Source organism: Cohnella sp. SGD-V74, assembly GCF_003001675.1.
GTDB lineage: Bacteria > Bacillota > Bacilli > Paenibacillales > Paenibacillaceae > Cohnella.
This window is the reverse complement of the sequence record NZ_PVYW01000007.1, coordinates 204587-216368: the sequence shown is the minus strand read 5'-3', so window position 1 is coordinate 216368 and position 11782 is coordinate 204587. Positions and strand designations below refer to the sequence as shown.

Annotated in this window: 9 protein-coding genes; 6 read left to right on the top strand and 3 right to left on the bottom strand. The window is 59.1% G+C overall.

Going from position 1 to position 11782, the window contains the following annotated elements; translation table 11 throughout:
* Nucleotide 1 precedes the first annotated feature (1 nt).
* Both B0G52_RS13155 and B0G52_RS13150 read right to left on the bottom strand, forming a co-directional pair.
* Nucleotides 2-964, bottom strand: coding sequence for an AAA family ATPase (locus B0G52_RS13155; RefSeq protein ID WP_094044914.1), 963 nt, complete (start codon nt 962-964; stop codon nt 2-4).
* Between the two features lie 89 nt (nt 965-1053).
* Nucleotides 1054-1905, bottom strand: a complete 852-nt coding sequence (locus tag B0G52_RS13150; RefSeq protein WP_094044912.1) for an ABC transporter ATP-binding protein — start codon at nt 1903-1905, stop codon at nt 1054-1056.
* A 209-nt stretch (nt 1906-2114) separates the two neighbouring features.
* On the opposite strand from B0G52_RS13150, the gene B0G52_RS13145 reads away from it, so the two are divergent.
* From B0G52_RS13145 to B0G52_RS13120, 6 genes are all read left to right on the top strand, one after another.
* Complete coding sequence (locus B0G52_RS13145) at nt 2115-3716, top strand: response regulator transcription factor (protein ID WP_094044910.1); 1602 nt, start codon at nt 2115-2117, stop codon at nt 3714-3716.
* On the top strand, nt 3713-5533 hold the full coding sequence (locus tag B0G52_RS13140) for a cache domain-containing sensor histidine kinase (RefSeq protein WP_094044908.1): 1821 nt from the start codon (nt 3713-3715) through the stop codon (nt 5531-5533). Before B0G52_RS13145 ends, B0G52_RS13140 begins: the two co-directional genes overlap by 4 nt.
* Nucleotides 5534-5636: 103 nt before the next feature.
* Complete coding sequence (locus tag B0G52_RS13135) at nt 5637-6563, top strand: carbohydrate ABC transporter permease (protein WP_094044906.1); 927 nt, start codon at nt 5637-5639, stop codon at nt 6561-6563.
* 9 nt (nt 6564-6572) lie between these two features.
* Entirely contained in the window at nt 6573-7385 is an 813-nt protein-coding gene (locus B0G52_RS13130; RefSeq protein ID WP_094044904.1) for a carbohydrate ABC transporter permease, read from the top strand.
* A 91-nt stretch (nt 7386-7476) separates the two neighbouring features.
* Nucleotides 7477-8952: an ABC transporter substrate-binding protein gene (locus B0G52_RS13125; RefSeq protein WP_158223698.1), complete on the top strand. Its 1476-nt coding sequence runs from the start codon at nt 7477-7479 to the stop codon at nt 8950-8952.
* Between the two features lie 21 nt (nt 8953-8973).
* Complete coding sequence (locus B0G52_RS13120; RefSeq protein ID WP_094044900.1) at nt 8974-10464, top strand: sulfatase family protein; 1491 nt, start codon at nt 8974-8976, stop codon at nt 10462-10464.
* Nucleotides 10465-10785: 321 nt separating this feature from the next.
* Here the strand turns inward: B0G52_RS13120 and B0G52_RS13115 are convergent, their stop codons facing one another.
* A complete protein-coding gene (locus B0G52_RS13115; RefSeq protein ID WP_094045103.1) occupies nt 10786-11748 on the bottom strand; it encodes a DUF2628 domain-containing protein in 963 nt (320 codons plus the stop codon).
* Nucleotides 11749-11782: the final 34 nt, after the last annotated feature.

The following is an 11782-nucleotide window of genomic DNA, read 5'->3' as shown; positions in this document are numbered from 1 at the left end:
GCTATCTCGACTCCAGCGCGGCTTCCGTCGGGACGGGTACGGCCGCCAGCAGGCTGTCCAGCAGCGGATGAACCCGATTCGCTTCGCCCCTGAACGAATCCTTCAAAATCAACCGGTGAGCGAACACCGGCTTCACGAGCGCTTTCACATCGTCGGGCAGCGCGAAGTCCCTGCCTCGCAACAGAGCCAGCGCCTGAGCCGCCTTCAGCAGCTGCAGGCTTCCGCGCGGACTCGCACCGAACGCGATGTCTGCATGGTTCCTCGTCGCGGCCACAATGGACAGCAGATAGCCGTATACGGCGTCGGAGACGTGAACCTTCGGCACCTGCGCCTGCAATTCGCGAATTTCATCGCGGCCCAGCACGGCTTGCAGCTCTTCCAGAGGATTGCCGGCCGTAAACCGCTTCAGAATCGCCAGTTCCTCGTCATCCGTCGGATAACCCATCGAGATGCACAGCATAAAACGATCCAACTGGGCTTCAGGCAAAGGGAACGTACCATGGTTATCGATCGGGTTCTGCGTGGCGATGACGATAAACGGAGAATCCAGCGGGTACGTCACGCCGTCAATCGTCACCTGGCGCTCCTCCATGCACTCCAGCAAGCTCGATTGGGTGCGGGGAGTGGCCCGGTTCAGCTCGTCCGCCAGCAAAATATTGGAGAAGACAGGGCCCTGGCGCATCTCGAATTGGGCCGTCTGCTGATTAAATACGTTAATGCCGGTCACGTCCGAAGGAAGCAGGTCCGCGGTAAATTGTATGCGCTTCATCCCGCAAGCGAGCGAACGGGCCAGCGACTTGGCGAGCAGCGTTTTTCCCGTGCCGGGAACGTCTTCCAAAATAACGTGCCCCTGTGCAAGCAGAGCGATCAGCAGATGCTCCAGCACCGATTCTTTCCCGACGACGACCGAGCCTACGTTAGCAATAACAGATGACAGCTTATTCTCAATCACTTGTTTGTTCACGACGCAAAAACACCCTCCTCCGTTTCCTATATTTTAGCAATTACGGAGAAGGGTGTGAACTGTGAGAAGTCACAACTATTCAGTTGAAGTTACGCCATTGCTTGGACTCTGTTGTCCTCGTATTCCGCCTGTTCGCCGTCTTCGGCTTGAGCGGCGGACTCCGCCAATCCGTAAGGCAGGCACATCGGCGCTCCCGTACGCGGGTCAGGAATGACGTCGGCGTCGATGTTGAACACGTCGCGCAGCATTTGCGGAGTCATGACGACTTCCGGCTTGCCTTCGTACAAGACCGTGCCGTTCTTCAGCGCCACGAGATGCTGGGCGTATCTGGCCGCATGGTTGAGATCGTGAACGACCATAATGATCGTGCGCTTCTGTTCCTTGTTCAGCTTCTCCAGCAGGATCATGACTTCCATCTGGTGAGCCATATCCAGGAACGTCGTCGGCTCGTCGAGCAGCAGCACTTCCGTGCCTTGCGCCAGAGCCATGGCGATCCAGGCGCGCTGACGCTGACCGCCGGACAGATGGTCGACCGGACGGCTGGCGAACATCGACATGCCGGTCGCTTGCAAGGCCCAATCGATCATGCGATTGTCCTCGGAGGACAGAATGCCGAACCCTTTCTGGTGAGGATAACGACCGAACGAGACCAGCTCGCGGACCGTCAGTCCTTCCGGAGAGGTCGGGTTTTGCGGCAGAATGGCCAGATTCTTCGCCACTTCCTTCGTCGGCTGGCGATGAATCAGCTTGCCGTCCAGATATACGCCGCCATTAGCCGGCGTAAGAATGCGCGCCATCGACTTGAGGATCGTCGATTTGCCCGATCCGTTCGCTCCTACGAGCGCCGTGATCAGGCCGTCCGGGACGTGCAGATTCAATTCCTCAACGATGCTCCGGCTGCCGTAGGCCAGAGACAAGTGACTCGTGCTTAATCGGGACATGCTCTCATCCACCTTTTATATGTTGAAAACGATTCTCATTATAATCTCTATGCTATGAATGATAATTGTTCTCACTTCTAAAGTCAATGACGATTTCATGGCAGTTCGCTCGGAAGCCCCCATTTACTTGACTACGGCCATTTGCTATTTTTAAGTATAACTCGCCCGATGGCCCGAAGACGGCCCGGCAACAACTGAAGGTGAACCTTATGTACAAAGTGATGATCGCCGACGACGAATCGTGGATCCGCAGAGGGCTGAAGGCGATGATCGATTGGGAGCGGCTCGGCCTCGTACTGGACAACGAAGCTGCGGACGGATTGGAAGCGCTTCAGCTCGCCGAGCGGCGGATGCCCGACTTGCTCGTCACCGACGTCCGCATGCCCGGCATCGACGGACTCGGCCTCGCCGAGCGGATGCTGGGGATGTCCCCGCGCCTGAAGGTGCTGATCGTCAGCGGTTACGACGAATTCGAATACGCCCGGAAAGCGCTCCAGTTGGAAGCGGTCAGCTATATCCTGAAACCGATCAACCCGTCGGAATTGAACGAGACGCTGGAGAAAGCCGTACGCAGGCTCAAGGCGGAACGGCTCGCCGGCGGCGCCGAGCGGGTGCTGCCCGGGTACCTGGAGCGGCTCACCGCCGAAGTGTGCGCGGGCGACCGCGGCTCCGATGGAGATTTCTCGGAGGCCGTCCGCCTGCAGGGCATCTCTGCGAGCTGGGCGGCGGTTCTGCTGCTGCACTATGATACCGCGCAATTCGATTCCTCCACGTTGGCGGCTCAGGTCGAACAGATCGCCGCTTCCTCGATCTCCGGAGAACGGCCGGTCGTCCTGTGGGAAAGAAAGCGGTCGCGGCTCGGCGCGCTCGTGCTCGGTGAGAATGGCGATGCCGTCCGGAACAACGTCAACAGACTGTGGTGGGCGTTGAAAAAGAGCAACATCGCGGACATCTGGGCTGCGGTCGGCGACGCGGTCCCCCTCTCCGATCCGGGAGCGGTGCGGACATCCTTCCGGGAAGCCGGCAGCGTATCCGAACGCCATGAGCTCGGCCGGAAGGACGAGCTGATCCTTTTCTCCTCCCTGGAGAAGGAGCCGGGGGAATTCCGTTATCCGCTCGCGCTGCAGAAGCAGTTGTCCGATGCGGTGACCCGGCGCGACTTCGACTCCTGCGAGCGGCTGATCGGCGAGATAGACGGCTATTTTCGCCGAACGGAAGGCGCCACGCTGAAGCATGCCCGCGGCTTCTATCTGACAATCGTCTCCGATGCCGCCAAGCTGCTGCTTGCCCAGCCCGCCTTCAACGAAGAGCTCGTCCGGGAAGGCTTCGACTTCTGCCTGGAGGCGGACTGCCAAGACAGCCTGCCGCAAATGACCGATTGGCTCGTCCGATACTTCCGCAAGATCGGCGCATTCCTGTCGCAGGCTTCGGCGTCGGACGTCAGACGGAACGTCGCGCTCGCCGCCGATTACATCCGCGAGCATTACGGAGACGATATCGGCCTGAACTCGGTATCCGCCCGTTTTCACATTACGTCCAGCTACTTCAGCAGTGTATTCAAGGAGATGATCGGCGAGAACTTCGTCGAGTTTCTCACCCGGATCCGGCTGGAGAAAGCCTGCGAGCATCTTGAGCGCTCCGAGCTGAAGATCGGGGAAATCGCCGCGCTCGTCGGCTACACGGACAGCCGCTATTTCAGCAAGCTGTTCAAGAAGCGCTTCGGCGCGATGCCCACCGAATACCGGCAAGCCCGTCAGGCCCGCCAAGCCGGCGATGCCGCTCCGCATGCGGACGAACGGGGGCGGCCATGATGCGGTCGTTCTCCTTCGGAAGGAGCATTCAGAAGAAGCTGCTGCTCAGCTTCATGACCGTAAGCCTCATCCCTCTCGCCCTGCTCGGGTGGGTATCCTACTCCTGGTACGCCGATCGGGTGGAGAGCCGCACGGCGGAATACAATGCCGAGCTGATGAGGACGTTCACCAACGATATGAACCAGTTTCTCGTGCAGATCGAGCAGTTCTCCTTCATCGCGTACCAGGACACTTTTCAGACGCTGTGGAAAAACAGCGGAACCGCCGACGACTTCGGCAAAATCCGCAATCAGCTCCAGATGAACGACATGCTGCTGCGGCAGGAGGAGTTCTACAATTTCCGCGGCATCATTCAATCCGTCACGCTGCTCGATGACGAGGGTTACGTTTTCTACCAGAACAGGGAAACCGTCAAAACCAGCTACCCGTTCGATCTGGAGCCCTGGTTCGACTCCATGCGCCGCGGAGAGGCCGGCGATCTGCTCATCGGGCCTTACGATTCGCAGCCCTGGCTGCCGCAAAGCCTCGTTCCCGACAAGCCGGACGCCGACAGCTTCAAGCTGACTTACGCTCGCAAGGTGTCCGACCTGGAGCGGCCCCAAGGCACGCTCGGGTATATTATGCTTCACTTCGGGCTTAAGGAGATCCGCAAGTTTCTCGCCCCTCTGCTCGTCGGCAACTCCGGTTCGATGCTGATCGCCGATCGGGAAGGCCGGATCGTCTACGACTCGGAGACGGGCAATGTCGGAGCCGCGGTCCCGCCCGCCTTCGCCAAGGCCGACAGCGGCCATGCCGGTTATTCCGTCGTGCGCGAGCAAGGCAAATCCTATCTGATCACCTCCTCCGGCGTAGAATCCGTAGGCTGGGTCATCTATTGCAAGAACGACTTGGACGAACTGCTGTCGGACAGCCGGGAGATGCGCTACATTACGCTGCTGTTCGGCGTAGCCAGCTTCATTCTCGCCATTCTCGTGTCCCAAGCGCTGTCCTATGGCCTCGTCCGACCGATCAAACGGCTCAAGAACGCCATGCTGAAGGCGAGCCAAGGCTACCTGAGCGTCAAGGCGACCAACCTGTCCCGAGACGAGATCGGCGAGCTCGGTCAGTATTTCAACGACATGATCGGCCAGATCAAATATTTGATCGAGCAGGTGTACCAGTCGGAGCTGCACGAGAGGGAGGCGAAGCTGAACGCGCTTCAGGCGCAGATCAATCCGCACTTTCTGTACAACACGCTCGAGACGATCAACAGCATGGCCTACGTCGAAGGCGTTCCCAAGATCGGGGAAATCGCCCGCGCCTTGTCCGACTTGTTTCGGTACAGCACGAAAACCGGGGGCATCCAGGTCGGCGTCTCCGAAGAGATCGGCCATATCCGCAACTATCTGCATATCGTATCCGTCCGGTTCGAGGACAAGCTGGCCGTGCGCTTCGATCTTCCGGAGGAGCTGATGAGCTACAAGATGATCAAGCTGGTCTTCCAGCCGATCGTGGAAAATGCTGTTTTCCATGGTATCGAGGTCAAAAGAGGCCGAGGCGAACTCGTCATCGAAGCCCGCAAGCGGGACGATGATCTCGTCTTCCTGATCCGCGACGACGGGGCCGGGATGTCCCCGGAACAGCTGTCCGCGCTGCATAAACGGTTGGCCGAGCCTCACTCCGCCGATCCGTCCGACAGCGCGCCCGGCAAGGTCGGTCTCAAGAACGTGCACGACCGGATCCGCTTCTACTACGGGGACCAATACGGACTGTCCATCCGAAGCGAGCCGGGACAAGGTACGGAAGTGCTCGTGCGCATTCCGGCGACCCGAACGTAAAAAATTCCACACAACCGCATAAATCCGTCTCATTGTTCCAGCCGCCCGGCCCCTTCTATAATGGGTTCACGAGCCGTAATCCAGGAAGGGGCCTTACCCACTCATGAATGAAGTCGCTTACACACCGCCTCGCGGCAACGGACTGCTTCGTCGCATCAGGAAGAACAAGATGGCTTACGCGTTCCTCCTTCCCGCTATTCTGCTGCTGTCCACCATCAAATACTATCCCTTCTTTACTTCCGTCGTCGAATCGCTGTTCGATTGGAACGGCGTCAATATCAACCGGTTCATCGGCTTCGGCAACTACGCCGAACTGCTCGGAGACGAGAAAATCCGGGTCGCTTTTGCAAACGTGTTCAAAATATCGGCCGCGACCATCGCGATCCAGCTTACGCTGCCGCTGCTTGCCGCCCTGCTCGTATTCCGCATAAGGAACGGCACGCTGCAAAATTTTCTGAAAGTCGGATTTATCGTTCCCCTCGTCGTGCCGATGATGGTGCTCGTCCTGCTCTGGAGATGGATGTACTCGGGCGACTTCGGACTGGTCAATCAGCTGCTGGAGGCGATCGGGCTGGCCGGCTGGAAGCATTCCTGGCTCGGCGATCCGTCTACCGCGCTGTGGGCTATCGTGTTCGTCGGCTTCCCCTGGGTCGCGGGACTGCCGTTCCTCCTTTATCTCGCCGGGCTGCAAAGCATCTCAAGCGACTTGTACGAGGTGGCCGATCTTGAAGGAGCCGGTCCGATCCGGAGACTCCTCTCCATCGAACTGCCCCTGCTCGCCAGCCAAATACGACTGGTGCTGATGTACGCGGTGCTTCAGGCGTTCCAACTGTTCGAAGCCCCTTACATTCTGACGAACGGCGGACCGGGCATTTCCACAATCACCCCGGCCCTCCATATCTACGACCAAGCTTTCAACTACGGGCGGTTCGGCTACGCTTCGAGCATCGGCGTCCTTCTGTTCGCGGTGCTGCTGGCGCTGACTCTGGTCATTCAGCGTTCCGTCAAAAATACCGACAAGATCGATTAGGGGTGCAGCATGAGAAAAGGAAGCCTAAGCGTAAATGTGACCGCCGTCGCCCTGTTCGCCTTATCCATGTTTCCGTTTTACGTGATGGTCGTCTCGGCCTTTAAGCATCAGATGCAAATTTACGAAAACCCGTGGATGTTCGCGGCTCCGTTCCACTTCGACAACTTCTCGGAGGCGTTCCGTCAAATCCGCGTCCCCATCGTCAATTCGCTGCTTGTGACGACGATCGGGATCGCGGTGACGCTGACGGCGTCGGCCACGGCCGCCTACGCTTTCGCCAAATACGATTTTCCGTTCAAAAACCTGGCTTTCACGTTCATGATCATGCTGCTGATGATTCCCGGCTTTGTCATTCTCGTGCCGCAATTCATCAATATTAAGAACCTGGGAATGTACAACACGATTATCGGACAGGCGCTGCCCCCGGCGGCCAGCTATACGGCGATGGGCGTGCTGCTCATGCGCACCTTCTTCGAAGGGCTGTCGAGAAGCTTGTACGAGGCCGCCGAGATGGAGGGCGCAAGCGACGTCCGCATCTTCTCCCGCATCGTCCTGCCGCTCTCCAAGCCGATCTTGGCCACGGTCGCCATCATGTCGGGGCTGCAGATCTGGAACAACTTCGTCTGGTCGCTCGTCGTGACCACGGGCGACAAGGTCAAGCCCGTCATTCTCGCGATCACGACGATCGCGGGCAACATCAACCAAGGGGACGGGGTCAAGCTGGCCGGCTATATCATCGCGTCGCTGCCGCTGCTCATCCTGTTCTTCGCGGCCACGAAGCCGTTCGTATCCGGGCTGACGCAAGGCGCCGTCAAAGGCTGACGGAATTCGGGATATATCCCCGCCGGAGAGACGTCCTCCGGACGGGCTTATATAGATAAGCATGATTACTGACAACTGGAGGGTTCAACCCATGAAAAGAACGTCCAAGAAATCGGGCCTGCTCGCCGCGAGCTTGCTGCTGTCGCTGTCCGCTCTGGCGGCTTGCGGCGGCAACGACGGCAACAACGGGAGCAGCGCCGCCGGATCTCCGTCCGCTTCCGGCTCCGCGGCGTCCGGCACGGCCCAGAAGCTGAGCGTCGCCTATTGGGGCGCCGAGTATGCGACCGCCCAACGAGTCGAACAAACGTACAAAGAGATTTTCGACGAATATAAGAGCCGCACCGGCACCGAAGTGGAATTCACCTTTATTCCCGACAACAACTACCGGACGTGGATGGTGACCCAGCAGGCGGCCGGCAGCATGCCGGAAGTCGTGCTGACCCGCATGGCCTGGGTATGGGAGGACTATGCCAAGGAGCAGGTGTACGACTTGACGCCGTATTTGGAGAAAGAATCTCCTTACAACCCGGGACAGCCCTGGAAGGATACTTTCCTGCCAAGCTTCTACAAGGACAGCATCAACCCGGCCAACGGCATCCTGAACTCCGTTCCGGCGTACACCGCGATGATCCGGATTTTGTACAACAAAGAGCTGTTCGCGCAGGCGGGCATCGACAAGGCTCCGACGACGTGGCCCGAGTTCATCGAAGCCTGTGAAAAGCTGCAAGCCGCGGGCATCACGCCTATGGCCATGTCCGGCCAATCGAACAGCCACATGAGCTGGCCGCTGACCTCGATCTTCGGGCAGTTGGACGAGCAGCTTAGAAAGCAGATGGACGTGGACGGCGACAACCTGGTCATCAAGAACGAGCTGGCCCGCGCCACCGACCTCGGCCTGATCGATTACGCCAAGTATCCGTTCCGCGACGGACTCGAGCTGTTCAAGCAATTTTCCCAGTATTGGAACAAGGACTTCAACGGCATCGACGAGAAAACCGCCCAACAGCTCTGGTTGACCGGCAAAGCGGCCATGGTCATGCTCAACTCGGCCGACCTGACGCTCGTGGAAGATATGGAAGGCCGCAGCTTCGAATACGGCGGCATGCCGATTCCGATCATTACGAAAGCGCAATTCCCCGAAGCGATGGAGAAATCCGTCGTCCTGGGCGGCGCCGCCAATGAATCCTGGGCCGTCTCCACGACCGCCAAGGGAGCGAAGCTGGACGCTTCGATCGATCTCATTCAATATTTGACCTCCCCGGAGATCGAAGGAAAGCTGGCCTCTGACCTGAGCCTGCTGCCGACGATCAACAACGCCGATCTGCCGGAGAAGCTCAAGGGCTTCGTGCTTCAGAACGAAGACATTCGGCGGGCCAACTATACCGGTCCGGCCACGATCAAGGAATTTTCCGACTTCCTCGTCAAATCGCTGCAGCTCTACCTCGGCGGCTCGGTCGACATCGACAAGCTGACCTCCGAGTGGAACGCGGAATGGACAAAAGGGATGGCCAGCGCCAAAACGACGAACGACTGGACAGAAGCGAACAACTACGGCATCAAGAAATAAACCGACGGGAGGGTCCGCTTCATGAAACAACCGAACATTCTGCTCGTCATGTGCGACCAGCTTCGCGCGGACTCCGTCGGCGCCCTCGGCAACGGCATCGTCCGGACGCCCAATATGGACCGGCTCGCCGCGCGCGGCCTGAGCTTCGACAAGGCGTATTCCACCTGCCCCGTATGCGTGCCGGCCAGATACACGATCCGAACCGGGAGGGAGCCTTACCATACCGGGTACTACGATAACGAAGGGCCGAATTTGGCGGCGGGCCAACCCGCCGCCATGGAAGAGCGCTGCGGACCGTATTTGCCGAGAACGATGAAGGGCTTGGGATACCGGACGTTCGGCATCGGCAAGTTCCACACCGATCCATGGAACGAGGATCTGGGATACGACGTGCAGCTGCGCACCGAGGAATTGATGAACGACGAGGAGCAATGGCTCGGGGACGACTATGCGCAATTCATTGCCCGGGAGCATCCCGAGTACGCGCATCTTGAGCAATTGCACGGAGAGCGCACCGACATGTACTATATGCCGCAGACGAGCCCGCTTCCGGCCGAGTTAACCGTCGAGGCTTGGGTCGCGGACCGGGCAGTCGAGCAAATCCGCGACGGCGGGGATGGGCGTCCTTACTTCGGGTTCGTCTCGTTCATCGGACCCCATCCGCCTTTCGCTCCGCCCGTTCCGTTCAACCGCATGTACAATCCGGACGCGATGCCGAATCCCGTCCGGGGAAATCCCGACATCGACTTGATGGACGAACAGTTGAGCTGGATGAATCATCTCATCTGGGCGGAGGACATCGACGATCCCCGCGCCCGCGCGCTAAAGGCCAGATACTACGGCGAGATTACGTATATCGACCAATGCCTCGGGAAAATTCTCGACGCCGTGGAGGCCGGACCCGATCCCGATAATACGCTGATCTGCTTCTACAGCGATCACGGGGATCATATGGGCGACCATCGCACCTGGCAGAAGGAAAGCTTCTTCGACGCGGCGGCCCGCGTGCCGTTCCTGCTCAGCTGGCCGGCCAGGCTGCCTTGCGGGGAGAAGCGCGACGAGTTGGTCTGTCTCACCGACCTGTTCTCCATCGCGACTCATGCGGCAGGCAGCGGACAGACCCGGGACGGAACGGACGTCCTCGGCAGCTTGTACGGGGAGGCTTCTCCCCGCAAGCGCCTGTTCGGCTGGTACGGCCAACCCGGCACGCCCCGCTTCAAGGTGATGGTGCGGGACGCCGACTGGAAGTACATCTTCATGGCCAACGGAGGGCGAGAGCAGCTCTTCCATATGAAGGAGGACAAGGACGAGCTGCGTCAGCTGGCGGATGCCCGCCCCGACGTGCTTGCCGCTCTCAGGCAAGCAGCCGTCGAGGAGATGAGCCGGCATGCGGCGCTGCAAGACGCGCTGGCATTCGGCGATTTGAGAAGCTTCCCGTACCAGGAAAGACCGCTTTCGCGAATCCGCCAATTTAATTTGTCCATCGGCGTGGCCGACTTTACCGTCAACTAAAGCCTTCACGCGGTGTGCGCTTATTGTTCTCGGCCGGCCCCGGACCCGAGCGATACGCACGCCGGGCGGGCTTATTGCACCGGGCCGGGCCCGGATGCGAGCGATACGCACGCCTCGCGCGCTTATTGCACCGGGCCGGGCCCGGATGCGAGCGATACGCTCGCCTCGCGGGCTTATTGCCACGCCCCGGACCCGGATGCGAGCGATACGCTCGCCGGGCGGGCTTATTGCACTGGGCCGGGCCCGGATGCGAGTGATACGCACCTGTGCGAGCTTACTGACCTGGACTTACGGGACAGCCCCTTGACTTAATCGGAAGATTTACTTTTCTACCGTAAACTTCCCTTTGGAAATGACCCTGTCGTCCTTGATGATCTTGAGCGTGTACTTCCCCGCTTCGGGGGCATAGAAGCTATGGTGTACGCCCGGCCAATCAGGAGGAACGTCCAGCGGCCAGCGTTCCACGACCTGGCTGGTGGACCCTTCCCGAACTTCAAGCACGACTTCGACATGCCCTCCGTTTCCCGGAAATTCGAAGGAGTAATGAATAGGAGCCTCCTCCTCGAATACGGTCGTTCGCTCCCTGACGATACCGCCGGATTCGGAACGCCCGAACTCGATCTCCGTTTTGCCGTAATTCGGAAACAGGACAAACATATAGATGAACACGTACGTCAAGAGCAATCCGATTGATAGAAATACGCCCTTCCAGCTCGTTCCTCCCTTTCTGGCCAGCATCTCAAGCTTGACGGGTCGATCCCAGGCCGTCGGGTGTTGACTGACTTTCCCGATTTGCCGGGTCACGTACCTGTAATACCACGAGTTGGCGCTGATTGCGCATCCTGCCGAAATAGAGAGCCCGATACTTCCATTGTTCATCTCCAGATCGGCGGCAAAATCCACGATGTCGATCGCCAGCCATAGGGCTGCCAGCCCGAACAGAGCGACGTATTGTTTGCGGTAGCCCAACCAGAAATAAGGAAGGAAAAACGCGGCCCAGTTCCAACCGAGGCCTTTTCCGGGATCGGGCGTTTTGCTCCACTTGCGCAAATAGTAGTCGGTGTTCCGCTGCACAAACGCCCGAACTTCTTCGTCGGGATCGTCGATCGGATTCGGAGCTGCCGGGGGCTCCTGCCGATCCGCCGGGTTCGCCGGCCATTCCGACTGCCTTTCTGCCGGCTCTCCCGCAGGTTCCGCCTCGGCGCGAACGGCGACCGACGCCCCGCAGTGACCGCAGAATCTCGCTTGCTCGGGTATTTCTTGTCCGCATTGCGTACAGAACAATGTCTACACAACCTTTGCTTTTTCGATGTATGCC

Excerpts from the sequence above, each read along its gene's own strand:
- B0G52_RS13150 (WP_094044912.1), bottom strand. The coding sequence starts at position 1,905 with ATGTCCCGATTAAGCACGAGTCACTTGTCTCTGGCCTACGGCAGCCGG.
- B0G52_RS13145 (WP_094044910.1), top strand. The coding sequence starts at position 2,115 with ATGTACAAAGTGATGATCGCCGACGACGAATCGTGGATCCGCAGAGGG.
- B0G52_RS13140 (WP_094044908.1), top strand. The coding sequence starts at position 3,713 with ATGATGCGGTCGTTCTCCTTCGGAAGGAGCATTCAGAAGAAGCTGCTG.
- B0G52_RS13135 (WP_094044906.1), top strand. The coding sequence starts at position 5,637 with ATGAATGAAGTCGCTTACACACCGCCTCGCGGCAACGGACTGCTTCGT.
- B0G52_RS13130 (WP_094044904.1), top strand. The coding sequence starts at position 6,573 with ATGAGAAAAGGAAGCCTAAGCGTAAATGTGACCGCCGTCGCCCTGTTC.
- B0G52_RS13125 (WP_158223698.1), top strand. The coding sequence starts at position 7,477 with ATGAAAAGAACGTCCAAGAAATCGGGCCTGCTCGCCGCGAGCTTGCTG.
- B0G52_RS13120 (WP_094044900.1), top strand. The coding sequence starts at position 8,974 with ATGAAACAACCGAACATTCTGCTCGTCATGTGCGACCAGCTTCGCGCG.